Source organism: Streptomyces sp. NPDC048424 (genome assembly GCF_040651555.1).
In the GTDB taxonomy this organism is placed as follows: domain Bacteria; phylum Actinomycetota; class Actinomycetes; order Streptomycetales; family Streptomycetaceae; genus Streptomyces.
Genome location: NZ_JBEZKE010000019.1, coordinates 53,158 through 71,822 on the forward strand (window position 1 = coordinate 53,158; position 18,665 = coordinate 71,822).

Consider the following 18,665-nt stretch of genomic DNA (forward strand, 5'->3'; position numbering starts at 1 on the left):
GAGGAGCGGGGTCCGGGGCAGAGCCCCGATCTTTGAGCCGCACCAGCCAGCTTCGCCGCACCACCTTCGGCTTCGCCGCACCCATCCAGCCTCGCCGCACTACTCCAGCCTCGCCGGCGATTGAGGCGCGGGGTCTGGGGCGGAGCCCCGGTTTTGAGGCGCGGCGCCCGGCCTACCCTGCGGCCTCGTCGGCGATCGCGGCGGGCTAGCCCGCGAGCTCGCGGGCGAGCGCGCCCAGTTCGGCGCGCCAGCCGCGAGGGATCCGCGCCCCGGCCACGGCCTCGTCCGCGCGGAGCACGAGCGCGGCGATGGTCTCCTCGGCCCGGTCCCGCGCCTGCGCGTCGAAGAACACGTCGCGCAGGAACTGGGCGTCGCCGTCGAAGCCCGGGCCGCCGCTCAGGAATCCGCGGATCCGCCAGGCCCCGTGCACGGCCCGGGCGTACGCCCCGTAGGCCTCGTCCAGGTCCTCGCGCCCCGCGAGCGCCGCCCCGATCAGCAGCGCGTGCCGCAGCCCGTACCAGCCCGCGCCGCAGCCGCTGCCGCAGCCCTCCAGGCACTGCCCCGGCCAGGCGTCGTCGAGGTACTCGGTCGCCGCGGCGGCCTCCATGTGCGCGCCGATGGCCCGCTCGGCCCGCAGGTCGTCCCACAACCGCCGCGCCTCGTACGGCAGTCCGACCGCCAGCCGGTCCCCGTAGGCGAGGGCCAGGTCTCCCGCGAGGACGGCGGTGCCCTCCCCGAACCGGCGCGGTTCGCCCCGCCAGCCGTTGCGTTCGTGCTCGGCGGCATGGCTGATGTGCAGGGTCGGGATGCCCCGGCGCAGCGGTGCGTTGTCCCGTACGTCGGCCCGTATCACCAGGCAGGTGTCGAGCAGTTCGAGCGCGGCGGCCGCGGTCACCGCCTCCTCCCCCGCCGGGTCGCCGCCGGCGGCGAGGTACCCGGTGAGGCAGATCGCGGGGCGGGCCCGCTCCCCGCCGGCCTGGACGAGCTCGGCCACGCCCATCACCAGGACGGCGCTGCGCGGGTCGGACGTGCGCCGGGTGCGGTGCTCCTCGGCGAGCAGTCCGGCGAGTCGTTCCTCGACCCGGTCGATCATGGCGTCACGGACCTGTCCGGGCGGCGCGGTGCGCCCCGGCTGGTCGTGTGTCGGTGTGGTCATGGTGCCCTCCCTGCGGGCTACGTCCTCATGACCGACTTTCCCGTACACAGGGCGCGGAAGCCACCGAAGAGCGTGCACAGACAGGTTCCGGGGTGCGCGGCGGGGCCGGGAGTCCCCGATGTCTGCCATGCCCGGGCGGGGAGGGATTGGCTTGCCATCACCTTGTCATACCGGGCCCCCGCCGCCTCGGACGAGCTCCGCGACGCCAGCCTGGAGGTCGGCCGGAAGGGCCTGCCGGCCGGGAATGTTCAGTTTGCGGTAGACCCGGGTCAGGTGCTGTTCCACCGTGCTCACGGTGATGAAGAGCTTCTTCGCGATCTCCCGGTTCGTGTGGCCGTGCACCGCGAGCAGGGCCACCCGCCGTTCCGACTCGCTCAGGCTCGCCACCAGTCCGGCGTCCGGCGCCTCGGCCGTCTCCTGCGCCTCGTCGTCCTCACCGGTGTGGCCGGGCAGGATCTTCACGCACAGCGCCTCGGCCCCGCCCGCCTTGGCCAGGTGCCAGGCCCTGCGTTCGACCATGGCCGCCCGGGCCGGTTCGCCCACCTCGCGCAGCACCTGGCCGAAATCGCCCATGGCGCGCGCCAGTTCGTACTGGTCCCCGGACCGCTGCAGTTCGTCGACGGCCCGGGCGAGCATCGCCTGCCGCTCCCGCGGCTCGCGCAGGGACGCCCGCAGCCGGAGCGACATGCCGCGCACCCAGGGGTCGGCGGCGTCCGGCGTGGTGAGCTGGTCCGCGAGGAAGCGCTCCGCCTGGTGGGTCTCGCCGAGCCGGAGCAGGGCCTCCGCCGCGTCCGTGCGCCAGGGCAGGACCCTGGGCCGGTCCAGGCCCCACCGCTTCATGTGGCGGCCGATGTCGAGGAAGTCGCCGAGGGCCGCGTGGAACCGGCTCGTCGCCAGCGCGTACTGGCCCCGGGCGCGCAGGTGGCCCAGTACGTGGACGCTGCCCGCCAGTTCGGCGGGGACGGGCCGGCTGAGGGCGGCCGCCGCCTCCTCGGGCCGGCCCATGGCGATGCGGGCCCGGGCCAGCGTCCCCGCCACCGCGCTCAGCAGGATGCTGCCGCGCCGTCCCGGCGCCGAGCGCAGGACCTCCTCGGCGGTGTCCGCGGCGCCCGTCAGGTCGCCGGCGCGCAGCCGCGCCTCGGCGAGCAGACCGGCGAAAACGTCCCGCCAGCCGGTGGCTCCGCGCTGCGCGGCCTGCCGGACGAACTCCTCGCACCAGGGCAGTGCGCGGGCCGGGCCGTCGAGATAAAGCAGGGTGCGCAGGGCCTGCGCCACGGGTTCCACCGTGCCCTCGGCGAGGGTGGCCCCGCGCAGGAACAGTTCGGCGGCGCGGACGGCCGTGCCCTCCTCCGCCTCCCCCGGCAGGGTCCACGGGGCGGCCGGGTGCACGGTGGTGCGGGCGGGGCGGACCGCCGGGCGCGGCCCGCCGTCGGTGTTCCCCCGGCGGGCGGAGGCGGCCCACTGGGGGAACGCCGAGAGGCCGTCCAGCGGGTCCTCGCCCGGGGCGCCGGTGCGGCGTCCGTCGGCGGGCGCGAGCCGTTCCAGTACGTCGACCGCCGCGTCGATGCGGCCCTGGGCGGCCAGCGCCCGGGCCAGCGAGCCGAGCGCGTGCGGGTCCAGCCGGCCCCCGGCCACGGCGGCCAGCGGGGCCGCGAGGTGGTGTTCGGCGGCGGCCGGGTCGGTGCGTGCGGCGACGGTGCTGAGCCGGACGCTCACCTCGGCGCGCAGCGTGTCGTCGGGGCAGGCCTCGTGGGCGAGCCGCAGGAGGGCCACGGCCCGGTCGAGGTCCCCGTCCGCGACGTGTTGGTCGGCGGCGGAGCGCAGGACGGGCAGGGCCCATTCCTCCCGGGTGTGCCGTGCGGCGAGGAGCTGTGCGGCGGCCGCGGTGTCGGGGGCGCCCGACGCGCGGGCCAGCAGGGCGGCTTCGCGGTGCAGGGCCGCCCGGGCGGCCGGGTCCATCCGGTCGAGTACGGCGGCCCGCGCGGCCGGGTGGCGGAACCCGCCCTCGGGGGCGAGCAGGCCCGCGGCCTCCAGTGCCGTGAGCGCCCGGGCCGCGGTGGCCTCGGGGGCGCCGGTCAGCCGTGCGAGGTGGGCGGGGGTCGCCAGGTCGTCGAGTACGGCGATCGGCTCGGCCAGGTCGGCCGTGGCGGGACCGCTGTGGTGCAGGCAGGCGAGGACGGCTTCGGCGTAGCAGTCGCCGGGCAGGGCCCGCGGGTCCTGGAGCAGCGCCCGCAGCAGCAGCGGGTTCCCGCCGCTGGCCTCGTACAGCCGGGCGGCCTCCGCCTCGGTCCGGTCCGCCAGCATCGCGCGGACCGCCTCGGGTGCGAGCCGCTCCAGGCGCAGCCTCGCGAAGTGGGGCAGCCGGATCAGCTCGGTGCGCAGCAGCGGGTCGTCGCCGTGTTCGTGCGCGGACTCGGTGAGCACGAGCAGGACCGCGGCCTGCCGGGTCCCGCGCGCGAGGTGCAACAGGTAGCGGCGGGACAGCTCGTCGGCGTGGTGGAGGTCGTCGACGCAGACGACCACCGGTGCGGTGAGGCTCAGTTCGCGGACGGCCGCGGCGAAGGCCCGCATGGACTCGACCCGTTCCGCTTCGTCCGGCGACGCCGGCGGCGGGGGGAGCGCACCGGCCGGGGCGTCGGCGGTCAGCTGGCGCAGGACGCCCAGCGGGTGGCCCTGTTCGGCCACGGTGCCGATGGCGCGCAGAACGGCCGCGCCGCGGACCTCCGCTTGTCCGGCGGCCGTTTCGAGGAATTCGCTCTTTCCGCAGCCGACCGCACCCTCGACGAGCAGCAGTCCGGAATTCCCGGCCGCGCAGCCGGAAAGCAGCGCATCTAATAGGGCAATTTCCTCGGCGCGCCGGAACAAAAGCATAAGAGTCCCCCAGTGCCCCTCTTCCGCACATTCGGCAGGAAAGCGCGAGCACGGAAAGGGACTGTTCGAGCGTGGAGCGAGCAGGAATTCACGGTCAGTCTAGGCCGGGATGGCACGGCCCACACTGTCCGGAAGTTGCCACGCATCAATTCCCGCGGCCGGCTGCGGGGAAGATCCGGCGCGGGGTGTCGCGCGGATGGCCGGGCCGCTGCCACTCCCGCGGATAGCCCACGGACACCTCCTCGAAGCGCACTCCGTCGTACCAGGTGGTGCGCGGGATGTGCAGGTGCCCGTAGACGACGGCGGCGGCCCGGAACCGCGTGTGCCAGTCGGCGGTGAGCTCGGTGCCGCACCACTGGGCGAACTCCGGGTGCCGCAGGATCCGGGTGGGGGTGCGCACGAGCGGGAAGTGGTTGACGAGCACGGTGCGCAGGTCGGGGTCGCAGGCGGCCAGCCGCTGTTCGGTGACGGCGACCCGGGCCCGGCACCACGCCTCCCGGGAGGCGTACGGGTCGGGGTGCAGCATGAACTCGTCCGTGCAGACCACCCCGGCCTCGTACGCCTGCTCCAGGGCTTCTTCCCTGGTGGCGGCCGTGGGCGTGCGGAAGCTGTAGTCGTAGAGCAGGAAGAGGGGGGCCACGATGAGCGGGCCGCCCGGCCCCGCCCAGACGGGGTAGGGGTCCTCGGGCGTGTGCACGCCGAAGGAGCGGCAGATCTCGACCAGCCGCCGGTAGCGCGCCTCGCCGCGCAGGGGGTGCGGATCGTCTCGTACGGTCCACAGTTCGTGGTTCCCGGGCGCCCACACCACGGTGGCGTAGCGCCGGGTGAGCAGGTCGAGCACCCAGCGGAGATCGTCCAGCGACTCGCTCACGTCGCCGGCCACGATGAGCCAGTCGGCGGGACTGTCGGGATAGAGCTCCTCGACGATCCGGCGGTTCTCCGGGAATCCGACATGGAGGTCGCTGATACCCATGAGGTTTCCGTGCGGCATTCCGTGAGTGTGCACGGTCGAACACGGCATGAACACCCCTTCCCTACCCCTCAATTGACGGGAACGAACCCCTGTTCGGGCACATGGCAGGGAGATGACAATGCCCGCCCGGTCACCCGGCAGTGCCCCCGCAGGCACCGGCTGTAGGACCCGGTGGATGGCAGCAGCCTGGGAGAGAACCGGGGTTACTCCGGGTCAGTCCGGTTGACCTGGCACTTCGTTCCTGGTCGTGGCGGGGCGACGGCGCGAGCGTGGGAGCTGTCAGACCGAAACAGCGACCCGAGGGAATGCCGTGCTCACAAAGCTCCTGCCCGCGAACGTCGCGACCGCCGAAGCCACCACCGACCCTGCCGACGTCTTCCTCTACCCCGAGGAGGAGCACCTGATCCGCAACGCCGTACCCAAGCGGCGGCTGGAGTTCGGGACCGTCAGGTGGTGCGCCCGTCGCGCCATGGGACAGCTGGGCCTGCCGCCCGCTCCCGTGGTGCCGGGCCGGCGGGGTGTCCCGCAGTGGGCGCCTTCGGTCGTGGGATCCATGACCCACTGCGCCGGTTTCCGGGGTGTGGCCCTCGCCCGCAGCGCCGAGTTCGCCTCCGTGGGCGTCGACGCGGAGCCCAACGCCCCCATGCCGGAAGGCGTCCTCGACTCCATCGCCCTGCCCGATGAGCTCCGCCTCGTACGGGAGCTGGGGCGGGCGGTGCCCGAGGTGGCGTGGGACCGGCTGCTCTTCAGCATCAAGGAGGCCGTCTACAAGACCTGGTTCCCGCTCACGGGCCAGGAACTCGACTTCACCGACGCCCTGGTGAGCGTCGACCCCGGACAGGAGACCTTCCAAGCCCGGCTGTTGCCGGATCCCTCCACGCTCTCCCCGGCCGGGCCGACCGCGTTCAGCGGCCGCTGGTCGGCGGAGAACGGCGTACTGCTGAGTGCCATAGCGGTGCCGGCTGCCCGGCTCGCCGCCGTCGGCGCTCCGGTACGCAGAAGCGCTCCCCGCATCTGCCGTGCGGGGAGCGCTTTCTGAACCGCTAGCCGTGGAGGTCGGTCATCCCCACCGGTCGTCGTCCGGTACGACACCGAAGTCCGGGGTGTCCCCATCGGGCGCGACGGCGGCCACGGACTCGGCGGACGCGTTCGACACCAGCGGGCCCACCATGGCCTGAACTCCCAGCGCTAATACCACACTCGTCACTACAGTCAAGCAAATCGAAGATACCTTAACGGAAATAGTTCTCACGACTTCCCCCAGTCGAAGATCGAGTTCCACTCCACCCGCACCGCCGGACGCTTCCGACTCAGTGGCTCCGGGTGATGCGAACAGACTGCTTGATCTCGATCAGCCACGCCAAGGGCGGTACGTTGGCGTAAAGTTACGTGGCAGCAATTACACCGATCAGCGGGGGCTGGCATGTTTACTGGGGAGGGCTCGGATTCAGGGTTCGCCGAGCTGGACGACATCAGCGCCACCGCGTACGGTCTCGCGGTCGAGCGCGGCCGCTTCGTACGTGATCAGATCGCCGGGCATCTGTCCCTGACGCCCGAAGAAGTCGTACGGGTGGAACAGGTGCTGGTCGGGGTGCGCCTGCTGCAGTCCATGCCGGGGAACGCCGACGAGCTCACCCCCGTCACACCCGATGTCGCGGCCGCCTCTCTGGTGGGGCCCGCCGAACGGCACATACGCGACCTGCAGCAGGCGGTCACCGACGTCCGGGCCAAGCTGCTGTCCCTGACACCCCTGTACTTCGAGGGGCGCCGCCTGCGCAACCGGCTGGAGGCCTTCGACGTCATCACCGACGTCTCCCGGATCCAGGCGATGCTCGACCACCTGAGCCAGAGCTGCAAGAGCGAGCTGCTCACCGTCCAGCCCGGCGGCGCCCGCCCGGCGGATCTGCTCGCGCAGGCCAGGGACTCGGCCCTGTCCACCCTCTCCCGCGGTGTCCGGATCCGGACCATCTACCAGCACACCGCCCGCAATGACCTGCCCACCCGCTCCTACGTCCGCGAGGTCAGCGAACAGGGCGCGGAGATCCGCACCGCGGACGAAGTCATCGACCGGCTGATCATCTACGACCGGGAGGTCGTCTTCCTGCCGGAACGCACCCACGGCAACAGCGCGCCCGGTGCGGCCATCGTCCGCGAGCCCACGCTCGTGGCGTTCCTCTGCTCCGTCTTCGAGTACCTGTGGGACGGCGCGTCCCCCTACGTCGTCGAGTCCCAACGCTCCCCGGCCTCCTCGGACGAGCTCAAGTGGTCGATCATCCGGCTGATGACCAAGGGGTACAAGGACGAGATGGTCGCGCGCCGGCTCGGCATGTCCGTGCGCACCTGCCGCCGCCACATCGCCGAGATCACCGAGGAGCTGGAGGCCACCAGCCGCTTCCAGGCGGGCTACAACGCCGCCCGGCAGGAAATGCTCTCCGGGGGGTCGGTCCCCTCCCTGTCGTGATCCCGGCAGCGTGGTCTCAGCGGCCGCCGCCCTCGACGTGGGGCACCTCGCCGTTCGCCCTCTCCCGGTACGCCCTCTCCTCGTCGGCCGTCTCGTCGAGCGCCTCCGTGATCGCGTCCACGCAGTCCTGGTCGAGCATCGTGGTCACGTGGGCGTCCTGGAGCCGGCCGAAGCCCGCGTCGTACACCGCGGCACTGACGACGTAGCCGTCGGCGACCGGGAACGTACGGAAGATCCACTCGTCCCCGGTCCCCGCGGTCCCGTCCGGCCGCTGGACCCGCACGGCCCTGCCGTCCGGACCGAATCCGAACTCGGTGAACCGGAACTGCATGCCCTGGCCGATGGCCTTGCTGTAGGCCTCCTTGAGGGTCCACAGCCGCACGAGCGCGTCGTTGCGCTCCGCCTCCGGCATCCCGGACAGCAGCACCGACTCGTACGGAGTGCAGATGTGCCGGCCCAGCCCGCCGGCGTGCATCTCGCGGTCGGCCCGCTCCGCGTCCACCCCGATGAGGCCCGTGGTCGTCAGCCCGACGAGCAGCAGGTCCTCGGTGTGGCTGAGGCTGATGTCGATCTGGTCGCAGCCGCGCAGGTACGGGCGTCCGGTCGGCCCGTAGGCCAGTTCCAGGTCCGCGGGATCGCTGTCGAGCACCGCGCTCGCGGCGTACTTCAGGAGCATCCGGGAGGCGGTGTAGCGGCCGCGGACGTCGGCGTGCGTCAGGTCGAGGTAGCGCGTCCAGTCCCGGCCGAGCAGCTCGCGCAGCCCCTCGCCGGACGGCACGCGCGGCTCCAGGTCCCTCAGCCACGCGTAGACCAGCGCCGTCCCGTGGGTGGCGAGGTCCTCCCGTACCCGGTCCCACGAGTCGCCGCCCGGCACCACGGCGACGGGCTCACCGAGCGGGGGGCCGAGCGAGGGGCTGCCCGGGGCAGTCATCCGTACTCCTTCATGAGGGTGTGGATCTCCCGGAGGCGGTGCGCCTCCAGCAGACGGTGTACCGGTACCCGGTGGCCGGACTCCTCCAGGAGGGCCACCAGGCGCAGGAGGTTCAGCGAGTCCCAGCCGGGCAGGTCCACCAGTGCGGTGTCCGCGCCCTCCGGAATCGCGATGTCCAGGCCGAGGTCGTCGCGGACCGTCCGCAGGAACTCGTCGAGGCTATCGAGGCTCATCGGTTCCCCTTCCCCCCGGGGTTTCGGTGATGCGCACGTGCGCGGGTACGTCCGGTACCCGCGCGAGGTCGTGGTGGAACTCCACCGCCGCGCCGGCCGGCCCGCCGGTCCCCACCGGCGTGAAGCCGCAGGACGGGTAGAACTCGCGGGCGCGGTGGTTGCGCGCGGTGGGGACGTACCGGGCGCTCACCCCGGACAGCCCGAGCGCGCGGACCCGGTCCAACAGCACGGCGAGGCAGGCCTGTTCGACCCCGCGGGCGAGCACCCGGCAGCTGAGCCAAATGTTGTCCAGGTGGAGCACTCCTTCCGCGAAGGTCCCGAGCACTGCTCCGACCAGGCCGTTGTCGCCGAACCGGTCCGCGCTGCGGGCGGCGAGCAGCAGCCGTGCCGGGTCGGCGGCCATGGCCCTCAGCTCGGACTCCGGGTGGCCTCCGCCGGCCAGGTTGAACTGGTTGGTGCGCAGGGTCAGCTGGGACATCCGGGCGAACTCGTGCGGGCGGGGCTCGGCGAGGGCGACCCGGACCTCCAGCGCCCGCAGGAACTGCTCGTGCGAGCCCGAACCGGCGTGCAGCTCCCGGCGTTCGCGCTGCCGGTGGTACTCGCCGGGCCGGGCCCGGTCCTCGTCGGTCAGCCGCGGTGTGTCGAACCAGCCGTCGGCCAGCAGCCGGGTCACGTGCAGCGCGGGTTCCTCGTCGAGCGCCACGACGGCCACCCCGGGCGCCCCGTGCCGCACCTGGGCGCGCTCGGCCGGTGAGTCGTCGGCGAAGACGAGGGCGTCCGTGCCGAGGTCCAGCTCTCGTGCGATGTCGGCCAGATTGGCGTCCTTGGGCTCCCAGTTGGCGTTGATCCGTACGAAGTCCCGCTCGCGCAGCACCAGATCGGGGTGGCCGTTCAGCGTCCGCAGGACCGGGCCCTCGTCGTTCTTGCTGCTGACCGCGAGGAGCACGCCTTGGGAGCCGAGCTGTTTGACGCACTTCTGGAAGGCTCCGAAGGCCTCCCCGCGCAGGGTTCCGGCCGCCGCGATGCCCTCGGGCCCCTCCTCGCCGAGCACCCCGTCCCACAGGGTGTTGTCGAGGTCGAGCACCAGGCACTTGCGGACCCGGCCGGCCAGTGCGCGGGCCAGGTGCCCGACCTCGCGGGCGTAGGCGGCGAGGAGTTCCGCACCGAGCCGGACCTTGGCGTGACGGGCCAGCCGCGGGTCGGTGACCGGCCCGCCCTCGCCGATCAGCGGGTCCAGGTCGATCACCACGAGCCGGCCACCGTGATCGGACTCGGTGAGCCGCAGCAGCCGGGCGTTGAACTCCCGCCACACCGCCCCCAGAAGGGCCCGGGAGCGGTGGTCGATCAGCTGGTGGCTGTGGCCGCGCGGCAGCGGGACCGTGTTGAGCACCAGGGTCCCGGGGGCCCCTTCGGCCAGCGCGGCGCAGCGATCCAGCACCTCTTCGGCGGCGCGTTCCACGTCCTCGGGCCGCCACACCGCGGGGACCTGTGCGAAGACGGTCTCGGCGTCCAGCAGACACAGGGTGAGGTCCGGCCGGGCCGTCCACAGCTCGCTGCCGGGGTCGGTCAGGTCGCGCAGGTACGTGCCGTGCTCGCCGAGCACCGGCTTCAGCAGCAGCCCGTGGCGGGCCAGTTCGCCCCGGAGCGGGTCGATGACGTGGCCGACGGTGGACTGGCCGGTGACCGCCACCGTCATGACGGGGGTCCGCGGGTGGTGGGCCAGCACGGCCTCGGCGTCGAGTCCGCCGAGCAGCCGGCCGGCCGCCGCAGCGGACACCGCCCCTCCGCTCGTCCCGGAACCGGCCCCGGCCCCGGGGCCGCCCGGCCCGCTCTCCTGCGCGAGCAGCCCGGGCACCTGGTCGTACGCCATCTCCAGCACACCCTGCGCACGCAGTTCGCGCAGCCGGTCCAGTCCGGTCGTCATCGACGCCTCACACCTTCTCCAGGGCGAACCCGGCCCGGATCCACCTGCTGGACTCCACGCACAGGGCCAGCGCCCGGTCCCCGACCGCGAACTGCGGCAGCAGTCGCTCGAGTTGCAGGAAGGGCAGGGCGTTGCCCGTGTTGCCGGTCTCGGACACGCAGGAGACCTCCCGGGCGGGGCCGGCCGGCAGCCGTTCGACGATGCGCGCGGTCATCCGCTCGGACAGCTGGGGCGGCAGCAGGAAGCCGATGTCGTCGAGGCTCCATCCGAGCCCCCCGAGCAGCTCCCAGAGGATCTCCACGGAGATCTTCGGCACGTGCTCCTCGATCGCCTTGTAGTCCTCGGCCAGCATCCGCCGGTCCGAGTCGCGGTCGGTGGTTCCGTACCAGTCCAGGAGCTGGCCGGGCGGACGGCCCTGCCCGGTCCAGGAGTTCAGCACGGCCCGTACGGCGACCCGCTCGCCCTCCGGCTCGTCCGTGAGGACGGCGGCGCCCGCCCCGTCCCCGAAGAGGACGTAGTTGACCAGTTCCTCGGTGGGCATCCGGGCGGTGTCCCGCCGCGGCGACAGGAACCGGTGCGTGACGTCCCCGCCCAGGATCAGGCCGGCCCGGCGGCCGCCGAGGATCAGGGTGCGGCCCAGGTCGAGGGCCTGGACGGCGCCGGAGCAGCCCGCCTGGATCTGGTAGACCGGCAGGTGGTCGAGGCCCAGCCGGTCGGCGACCTCGCTCGCGGTGGTCGGCAGGAGCAGGTCGGGGGTCGCGGTCGCGAGCACCACGAACTCGATGTCGGCGGGGCCCAGTCCCGCGGCGCTCATGGCCTGGGCGCCGGCTTCGGCGCACAGGTCGGCGAGCGAGCCGCGGACCTCTCCGGTGATCGGGTCCCAGCCGAAGTGCCGGGTCCTGGTGCCGACGAAGAGGTCGATCCACTCCTCGCTCACGCCCAGCAGCGCACCGAGCGCGGTGTTGTCGACGGGGTCGCCGGGCAGCGCCGTGCCGGTCGCCGCGAGGTAGGCCGTGGCGCGGTCGGCCCCGTCGGTCGCGTCCGCCCCGTCCGTCGCCCGCGTCATGCCGACCTCGCCAGGAGCATGTCGTCGAGGAAGGCGGCCAGCGAGCCGACCGAGCGCAGCGCGGGCAGCATCTGCTGGACGGAGACCTCGCCGACGCGTGGCAGCCTGGCCTCCACCTGGTTCTTCAGCTGCATGATCATCACCGAGTCGAAGCCGAGGTCCTCGTAGAGGCGGGCTTCGCGCACGACGCGTTCCGGGGGGTAGCCGCCGACCTCGGTGACGGCCTGGACGACGGCGAGCAGCACCGGATCGTCGTCGTGGGCCCCGGTCCCGGGCGGGGCGGTGACGGACGGGGCGGTGACGGACGGGGCCGTGACGGCCTCCGCGTCGGCCGGCCGGGGGGTGTCGGACCGGGCGGTGCGTACGAGTGCCTGCCGGTCCCAGTGGCGCTGCGCCGACGAGAAGACGTACGGGCTCAGCGCTTCGACGACCCGGTGCCCCGGTGCGTACAGCTCCTCCCAGAGCGGGTCCAGCCCGCCCCGGTACAGGGCGGCGACGGTCTCCGCGAGCTCCCTCCCGGTGGCCTCGGCGCCCGGGGCGGGGTGCAGGAGCTCCGCCCCCGCCGCGCGACCGCCGCGGGCGGCGATCTGCAGGAGCGTGCCGCGCGGGCCGATCTCGATCAGATGGGTGGGGGCGACGTCGGCGACGAGCGCGCCGAGCGCGGAGTCCATGAGCACGGGCTCCTCGATCTGGTCGGCCCAGTAGCCGGCGTCCATGAGCTCGTGGCGCAGCATCCGGCCGTGCCGGGTCGAGGCCACCGGCACGGCGGGCGGCTCGCAGCGCACCGATTCGGTGCGCAGGCCGGCGGCGGCCGGGGCCATCAGGGGCGAGTGGAAGGCGTGGGAGACGGGCAGCGGTTTGACCCGTACGCCGCGGCCCGCGAGCGCCCGCCCGATCCGCTCCAGTGCCTCCAGCGGTCCCGAGACCACGGTGTCCGCAGGGCCGTTGAGCGCCGCGAGGACCGTGTCCGGCTCCCCCGCCAGCAGCTCGGCGAGCCCTTCGGGACCGGTGGCGGCGGCCAGCATGCCGCCGCCCGCGGGCAGTTCGCCCATCAGCGCGCCGCGCCGGACCACCAGGCGGGCCGCCTCGTCGAGGGAGAGGGCCCCGGCGGTCACGGCGGCGGCGTACTCGCCCAGGCTGTGGCCGAGGACGGCCGCCGGGGTGATCCCGAGGGAGGTGAGGGTACGGGCCAGCGCGTAGCCGACGGCGAACAGCGCCGGCTGTGCGAACGCGGGGCGGTGCACCCGTTCGTCGCCGCTGAGGATCAGCTCGCGCACCGACGTGCCGAGGTGTGCGGCGAGCGCCTCGTCGGCCTCGGCGAGATGGCGCCGGTAGGCCGGGGAGTCGCGGTGGAGCCCGGCCGTCATGCCGGGGAACTCGCTGCCCTGGCCGGTGAAGAGGAAGGCCACGACCGGCTTGCCCCACGGGCGCCCGCCGCTCCCGGCCGCGTCCTGGGGGCCCGCCGCGCGGCGCAGCTGGGCCACGAGCTCGTCGGTGTCGCGCACGGGGACCGCGAACCGGTGCGGCAGGCCGGTCTTGATCCGGTTGCTGCTCCAGCACAGGGCGGCCGCGCCGCCGCGCGGCCGGCCGGCCACCGCCTCGGCCTGCGCGGCGAGGTTGCGGCGCAGCGCCTCGGGGGTGTCGCCGGAGACGGTGAAGACGCCGACGGCGTCGCGCGTCCCGCCCGTACGGGCTCCCGCGGCGCGCGGGATCCGGGGCGCCGAGCCGAGCACGGCGTGGGCGTTCGTGCCGCCCATGCCGAAGCTGCTGACGCCGGCCAGGCTCTCCCCGCGCGGCAGCCGCATCGGGGACTTCAGCAGCCGCATGCCGCGTTCGCCCAGGCGCAGCCGCGGGTTCTCGCGGTCGGCGAACAGGCTGGCGGGGACGATCCGGTGGTGCAGGGCCAGCACGGTCTTGATGAGGCCGGCGATGCCGGCCGCGCCCTCGGTGTGGCCCAGGTTGCCCTTGACGGAGCCGATCGCGCAGGGGGTCTCGCGCGGGACGCCGTGGACCGCGCCGAGCGCCGCGCACTCGATGGCGTCGCCGAGTACGGTCCCGGTGCCGTGCGCCTCCACGAAGGCGACCCGGTCGGGGGTGACCCCGGCGCGCCGGTACGCGGAGTCCAGCACGCGCTGCTGCGACCAGCGGTTGGGGGCGATCACCCCGTTGCTGCGGCCGTCCTGGTTGACGGCGCTGCCGCGCAGGACGGCGTAGATCCGCTGTCCGTCGGCGAGGGCGTCCTCCAGCCGGCGCAGCACCACCAGGCCCACGCCGTCGCTGCGGCCGATCCCGTCGGCGTCGGCGCTGAAGGGCTTGCAGCGTCCGTCGGATGCGGCCAGGCCCAGCTGGCCGTAGACCATGCCCAGGGAGGGCGAGAGCACGATGTTGACCCCGCCGGCCAGGGCGGTGTCGCACTCCCCGGTCAGCAGGGAGCCCGCGGCGAGGTGGACGGCGACGAGCGAGGACGAGCAGGCCGTGTCGACGGCCAGGCTCGGTCCGGTGAAGTTGAAGTGGTAGGAGATCCGGTTGGCCGCCATGCCGGCGCTGCTGCCGGCGCCGAGCAGCGGGGTGACGCGGGCGAGGTCGCTCATGGTGAGGCGGCCCCATTCGCCGCCCATCACGCCGACGAACACCCCGGTCTCGGTGCCCGCGAGGTCGCCGGGGGCCAGGCCCGAGTCCTCCAGCGCCCGCCAGGCGCAGGGCAGCAGCAGCCGGTGGTGCGGGTCCATCGCGGCGGCCTCGCGCGGGGTGACGGAGAAGAAGTCGCTGTCGAAGACATCGGCGTCGTCGAGGAAACCGCCGCTGCCGCTGACGGCGGGGAAGTCCCTGGCCTCCCAGCGCTGCGCGGGGACGGGGCCGATGCCGTCGCCGCCGCGCATCAGCAGGTCCCAGTACGCCTGCACGCCCGCCGCCCCGGGGAACGCGCAGTCGATCCCGACGACGGCGATGTCCCCCATCAGTGCCGGCCCTGCGCGTCCGGCGAACCGGCCGGGAGCGCCGTCGACAGGTAGCCGACCAGGCTGGTCACGGTGGGGTGGTCCCAGAGCAGCGTGGGCTCCACCTCCAGGCCGAACTCGTCCTCCAGGTCGCCGCACAGGCTCAGCGCCGCCACCGAGTCCATGCCGTACTCGGCGAGCGGCACGCTCGGGTCGATGGTCTCGGGTGCGCGCCGCAGGTAGAGCGAGAGCCGGGCGTACAGCCACTCGTGCGGCAGCACGCCGTCGATGGCCGCGGCGGGCCGAGCGGTGGGAACGGTCATCGTGGGACTCCTTCAGTGCGTACGGCGCGTCCGCCGGCCGGCCGGGTCGACCGGTCAGCCGGGGATGGGCGTGGAATAGAGGTCGTAGCTGATCTGGGTGCTGAAGCGGAGCTGGACCTCGTGCCGGATCCGGGTCTCGCACTCCCCCGGAAGGTCGGCGACGCGCGTGCCCAGCCGCCGGGCGATGCGGTGGAGTGCGGCGGCGGCCCAGGACGGGTCGGCGAGGAACGGGTCGGGGCCGTAGCGGCCCTGGTCCCACAGCCCCAGCACGGCGGCCGCGGCGAGCAGCAGCGCGTACCGGTCCATGAGGGCGAACTTCGCGGGCTGGGCGGTGGCCGCAGCACCGGCCGCGTCCAGTCGCAGCACCCGGGCCCGTACGTCGCGGAACTCCTCGACGAGCTGCCCGGCGAGCGTGCGCAGGGCGCTCTCGACGGGGCCTGTGCCGTCGATGCCGGCGCTGACGGCGAGCATGGTCGCGCTGAGGGAGTCCCTGCCGCACGCGAGGCTGAGCCGGTCGGTCCGCAGCGGCGGCAGGTCGCCCCGCAGCCGGAACAGCCCGGCGGGCGCTTCGTCCTCGACGAACCAGGAGGCCCGTGCCAGCCGCGGCATCTGCGGGATGACGGTGGCCTGGCAGGCGACGGTCCCGGCGTGGCCGAGGCTGAGCACCGGTACGTCCCTGACGTGCTTCTGGAAGATGCCGAGGGTGCCCTCGCGGGTGTAGAAGCCGGAGCCGAGCACGATGGACAGGTCGTACATGGTCTCGGTGAGCACGCGGGGCAGCAGGTACTTGAGCGCCGCCGAGTAGACGCTGGTCTCGGCGGGCAGCAGGTGCAGGGCCCGGGTGGCGACCACGGCGAGGGCGTCGTACAGCAGCAGGTTGACGAAGGCGTTGGTGAGCGCGGCGCCGGTGCGGCCGCCGTCGCCGCGGCCGCCCGACTGCCAGCCGCCGGAGCGCTCCCGGTCGAAGCGGACGGCGGTGCGCAGGCTGGTGTCGAGGGCCGCGACGGCCGTCGCGGCGATCACGGTCCGGCTGATCTGGAAGGACCGCAGGGCGGTCGTGATCCCGCTGCCCTCCGGGCCGAGCAGGGCGGACCCGGGCACCGGACAGTCGTCGAACTCGACGCCGGCGAACCGGCAGCCGCGCAGCCCGACGGGGGTCCGGCGGGCCGTCACGGCCGCCCGTGCGTCGGTCAGCTGCCCGGGTTCCAGCAGGAGCACCGAGTGGCTGCGGCTGCCGGGGGCCGGGTCGGTACGGCAGAACAGCACCAGCGCCCCGGCCCGCTCCAGGTCGTTGACCATGGGCTTGCCGCCGCTGATCAGATAGCCGTCGCCGCTGCGGCGGGCGGTGACCTGGCTTCGTACGTAGTCGTTGCTGTGGGCGGTCTCGTGCTGTGCGATGGCCGCCTTGCCGCCGTCGCGCAGCAGCCCGGCGAGCCAGTGCCGCTGCCGGGAGCTCCCGGCGGTCCAGACGTCGGAGGCCGCCATGAAGGTGGTCATGCCGTGGCCCATGGCCAGGCCCACGTCCCGGCGGAAGACCGGGCGCATGATCCTGACCAGGGTGTCCATCCCGTCGAGCCGCCCGCCCAGGGCGCGCGGTATGTACTCGTCGGTGATGCCGAACCCGTCGAGCAGCGCCTCGCCGGCGGCGAAGGGCACCGCGGCCCGGTCGGCCTCCAGCAGCGCGGTGTAGCCGACCGGGTTGGCCGGGTCCGAGGGGTCGCCGAACAGCGACTCCAGCTCGGCCACCCGGGCCCGGACGGTCCGCTCGCGCTGCTGGGCCACTGCCTGGTCGCCGAGGAGCGACGTCACCACCGTCTTCCTCCGTCGGCTCCTTCCGGCCGCAGCAGGTCCTCCCCGAACAGCGCGTCCTCGGCGCGGGCCAGCGCGTACACGTCCGGGGTCAGCACCTCGTACTCGCCGCGCAGGACCCCGTCGAGGAAGAGCTTGCGCATCAGGGTGCGCTGGACCTTGCCGCTGCTGGTGCGGCGTACGGTGCCGGGGCGCACCAGGAGCACGTTGCCGGCCGGGATCTCGAACTCCTTGCCGATCAGGGCCTGCATCCGCTGGGCGACGGTGCGCAGTTCGGCGCTGCCCGCCCCGCGCACCTCCTGGACGAGGACGAGCTGCTCGCCGCCGGCGTCCACGGAGAACGCGGCGCCGGCGCCGAAGGTCAGCGCGGGGCTGACGGTCCGGGCGGCCCATTCGATGTCCTGCGGGTACACGTTGCGGCCGTTGATGATGATGACTTCCTTGAGCCGCCCGGTGACGAACAGTTCGCCCTCTTCGAGCATGCCCAGGTCGCCGGTGCGCAGGAAGTTGCTCTCCTCGCCGTTGAGGCTGGCGAGGAAGGTGTGCGCGGTCTCGGTGGGCCGCCGCCAGTAGCCGCGGGCCACGCTGTAGCCGCGCAGCCAGATCTCGCCGACGGCGCCGGCCGGCAGTTCGCGGTGGGTCAGCGGGTCGACGATGCGGACCTCCACGTCGACCGGGGTGCCGCAGCCGATCAGGGTCTTGACGTTCTGTCCGGATCCGGCGCGCAGCACCTGGTCGCGCTGGAGGGCGGTCCGGTCGAAGTCCCTGCGGACGTGCGGGGTGCCGGGGGATCCGCCGGAGACGACGAGGGTCGCCTCGGCCAGTCCGTAGCAGGGGTAGAGGGCCTCGGGGCGGAAGCCGGCCGGGGCGAACCGCTCGGCGAACTCGTCGAGGCTCTCGGGGCGTACGGGTTCGGCGCCGTTGAGGGCCAGGCGCCAGCGGGACAGGTCGAGCGCGGCGATCTGCTCGTCCTTCACGCGGCGTACGCACAGGTCGTAGGAGAAGTTGGGGCCGCCGCCGACGGTGACGCCGTACTCGTCGATGGCCTGGAGCCAGCGCAGCGGGCGCTTGACGAAGGACAGCGGGGTGACCTGGACGCTGTGGCTGCCGAGCCAGAGCGGGTGGAGGAGGTGGGCGACCAGTCCCATGTCGTGGAAGTAGGGCAGCCAGCTGCCGAAGACGTCCTCGCGGGTGGTCCGCAGCACCTTCTGCAGGGCGGCCTGGTTCGCCAGGAGGTTGCGGTGCGAGACGGTGACGCCGCGCGGTTCGGAGACGGAGCCCGAGGTGTACTGGAGGAACACCAGGTCGTCGGGGCGGGCGTTGACGGGCTGGAAGGCGTCGGCGTCGCCGATGCCGGGCACGTCGCTGACCACGCACACCGCGTCGGGGCCGGCGTTGCGGGCGAGCCACAGCGCGACCTCGGGGGCGGCGGCCGTCTCGGTGAGGACCACCTTCGCGGCGGTGTCCTTGAGCACGGCGGTGGTGCGGTTGAGCCGCTTGTCTCGGCCGGCCTCGCCCGGCATGGGTACGGGGACCGCGATGGCGCCGGCGTAGAGGCAGCCGGCGAACGCCTTGAGGAACTCGACGGTGGAGGAGTAGACCAGCAGCACCGGCTGTCCGGTCGCCCCGTGTTCCCGCAGGCAGGCTCCGATCCGTCTGCCCTCGCGGTCCAGTTCGCCGTAGGTGAGGTGCTCGGCCTCCACGCCGCCGGCCGTGTCTCGGAGGAAGACGTGTACGTCCTCGTCGGCGAGTTCAGCCGCCCGAACCCGGAGGAGTTCGGTGAAGGTGGCGAAGCGTGACGGTGACATCCGCGGCATCCCCTCGGGTCAGCGGGCCCGTGGAATGGCGGACCTCGATTCCCCCGGATCCTGCGCGCCCGTGCTTAAGGGGCGCTTGCGCCCGCCGGCCGCGCGGCCAGCGGCAGCCTCGCCCGCCCGCTCCGGGGACCTGCGGACGGCACCCCCTATCCCGTTCAGGGGGGT

General features: G+C 73.7%; 13 protein-coding genes. 2 read left to right on the forward strand and 11 right to left on the reverse strand.

Going from position 1 to position 18,665, the window contains the following annotated elements:
• Positions 1 to 205 precede the first annotated feature (205 nt).
• The 3 genes from AB0D29_RS25400 to AB0D29_RS25410 form a co-directional block, all read right to left on the reverse strand.
• Complete coding sequence (locus AB0D29_RS25400; RefSeq protein WP_362857315.1) at positions 206 to 1,156, reverse strand: polyprenyl synthetase family protein; 951 nt, start codon at positions 1,154 to 1,156, stop codon at positions 206 to 208.
• A 165-nt stretch (positions 1,157 to 1,321) separates the two neighbouring features.
• The gene (locus tag AB0D29_RS25405) at positions 1,322 to 4,027 is read right to left on the reverse strand and encodes an AAA family ATPase (RefSeq protein ID WP_362857317.1); all 2,706 of its coding nucleotides are present in this window, start codon (positions 4,025 to 4,027) and stop codon (positions 1,322 to 1,324) included.
• 145 nt (positions 4,028 to 4,172) lie between these two features.
• Entirely contained in the window at positions 4,173 to 5,000 is an 828-nt protein-coding gene (locus tag AB0D29_RS25410) for a metallophosphoesterase (RefSeq protein WP_362857319.1), read from the reverse strand.
• Between the two features lie 310 nt (positions 5,001 to 5,310).
• Between AB0D29_RS25410 and AB0D29_RS25415 the strand changes: the two genes are divergently transcribed.
• Both AB0D29_RS25415 and AB0D29_RS25420 read left to right on the forward strand, forming a co-directional pair.
• Positions 5,311 to 6,039, forward strand: a complete 729-nt coding sequence (locus AB0D29_RS25415; protein ID WP_362857321.1) for a 4'-phosphopantetheinyl transferase superfamily protein — start codon at positions 5,311 to 5,313, stop codon at positions 6,037 to 6,039.
• Between the two features lie 384 nt (positions 6,040 to 6,423).
• Positions 6,424 to 7,461, forward strand: coding sequence for a hypothetical protein (locus AB0D29_RS25420; protein ID WP_362857323.1), 1,038 nt, complete (start codon positions 6,424 to 6,426; stop codon positions 7,459 to 7,461).
• 16 nt (positions 7,462 to 7,477) lie between these two features.
• On the opposite strand, the gene AB0D29_RS25425 is transcribed toward AB0D29_RS25420, so the two are convergent.
• Genes AB0D29_RS25425 through AB0D29_RS25460 form a run of 8 tightly spaced genes read right to left on the reverse strand, consistent with a single transcriptional unit; the run spans position 7,478 to position 18,491 of the window.
• Complete coding sequence (locus AB0D29_RS25425) at positions 7,478 to 8,392, reverse strand: 4'-phosphopantetheinyl transferase superfamily protein (RefSeq protein WP_362857325.1); 915 nt, start codon at positions 8,390 to 8,392, stop codon at positions 7,478 to 7,480.
• The gene (locus tag AB0D29_RS25430) at positions 8,389 to 8,625 is read right to left on the reverse strand and encodes a phosphopantetheine-binding protein (RefSeq protein WP_362857327.1); all 237 of its coding nucleotides are present in this window, start codon (positions 8,623 to 8,625) and stop codon (positions 8,389 to 8,391) included. Before AB0D29_RS25430 ends, AB0D29_RS25425 begins: the two co-directional genes overlap by 4 nt.
• A complete protein-coding gene (locus AB0D29_RS25435) occupies positions 8,612 to 10,549 on the reverse strand; it encodes an HAD-IIIC family phosphatase (protein WP_362857329.1) in 1,938 nt (645 codons plus the stop codon). The genes AB0D29_RS25430 and AB0D29_RS25435 overlap by 14 nt, the downstream gene beginning before the upstream one ends.
• A gap of 7 nt (positions 10,550 to 10,556) precedes the next feature.
• Complete coding sequence (locus AB0D29_RS25440; protein ID WP_362857331.1) at positions 10,557 to 11,615, reverse strand: 3-oxoacyl-ACP synthase III family protein; 1,059 nt, start codon at positions 11,613 to 11,615, stop codon at positions 10,557 to 10,559.
• Positions 11,612 to 14,572, reverse strand: coding sequence for a type I polyketide synthase (locus AB0D29_RS25445; protein WP_362857333.1), 2,961 nt, complete (start codon positions 14,570 to 14,572; stop codon positions 11,612 to 11,614). Before AB0D29_RS25445 ends, AB0D29_RS25440 begins: the two co-directional genes overlap by 4 nt.
• Positions 14,572 to 14,874, reverse strand: coding sequence for an acyl carrier protein (locus AB0D29_RS25450; RefSeq protein WP_362857335.1), 303 nt, complete (start codon positions 14,872 to 14,874; stop codon positions 14,572 to 14,574). Before AB0D29_RS25450 ends, AB0D29_RS25445 begins: the two co-directional genes overlap by 1 nt.
• Before the next feature lie 54 nt (positions 14,875 to 14,928).
• Entirely contained in the window at positions 14,929 to 16,683 is a 1,755-nt protein-coding gene (locus AB0D29_RS25455; RefSeq protein ID WP_362857337.1) for an acyl-CoA dehydrogenase, read from the reverse strand.
• Positions 16,680 to 18,491, reverse strand: coding sequence for a fatty acyl-AMP ligase (locus AB0D29_RS25460; protein WP_362857339.1), 1,812 nt, complete (start codon positions 18,489 to 18,491; stop codon positions 16,680 to 16,682). Before AB0D29_RS25460 ends, AB0D29_RS25455 begins: the two co-directional genes overlap by 4 nt.
• Positions 18,492 to 18,665: the final 174 nt, after the last annotated feature.

Excerpts from the sequence above, each read along its gene's own strand:
- AB0D29_RS25400 (WP_362857315.1), bottom strand. The coding sequence starts at position 1,156 with ATGACCACACCGACACACGACCAGCCGGGGCGCACCGCGCCGCCCGGA.
- AB0D29_RS25405 (WP_362857317.1), bottom strand. The coding sequence starts at position 4,027 with ATGCTTTTGTTCCGGCGCGCCGAGGAAATTGCCCTATTAGATGCGCTG.
- AB0D29_RS25410 (WP_362857319.1), bottom strand. The coding sequence starts at position 5,000 with ATGGGTATCAGCGACCTCCATGTCGGATTCCCGGAGAACCGCCGGATC.
- AB0D29_RS25420 (WP_362857323.1), top strand. The coding sequence starts at position 6,424 with ATGTTTACTGGGGAGGGCTCGGATTCAGGGTTCGCCGAGCTGGACGAC.
- AB0D29_RS25425 (WP_362857325.1), bottom strand. The coding sequence starts at position 8,392 with ATGACTGCCCCGGGCAGCCCCTCGCTCGGCCCCCCGCTCGGTGAGCCC.
- AB0D29_RS25430 (WP_362857327.1), bottom strand. The coding sequence starts at position 8,625 with ATGAGCCTCGATAGCCTCGACGAGTTCCTGCGGACGGTCCGCGACGAC.
- AB0D29_RS25435 (WP_362857329.1), bottom strand. The coding sequence starts at position 10,549 with ATGACGACCGGACTGGACCGGCTGCGCGAACTGCGTGCGCAGGGTGTG.
- AB0D29_RS25440 (WP_362857331.1), bottom strand. The coding sequence starts at position 11,615 with ATGACGCGGGCGACGGACGGGGCGGACGCGACCGACGGGGCCGACCGC.
- AB0D29_RS25445 (WP_362857333.1), bottom strand. The coding sequence starts at position 14,572 with ATGGGGGACATCGCCGTCGTCGGGATCGACTGCGCGTTCCCCGGGGCG.
- AB0D29_RS25450 (WP_362857335.1), bottom strand. The coding sequence starts at position 14,874 with ATGACCGTTCCCACCGCTCGGCCCGCCGCGGCCATCGACGGCGTGCTG.
- AB0D29_RS25460 (WP_362857339.1), bottom strand. The coding sequence starts at position 18,491 with ATGTCACCGTCACGCTTCGCCACCTTCACCGAACTCCTCCGGGTTCGG.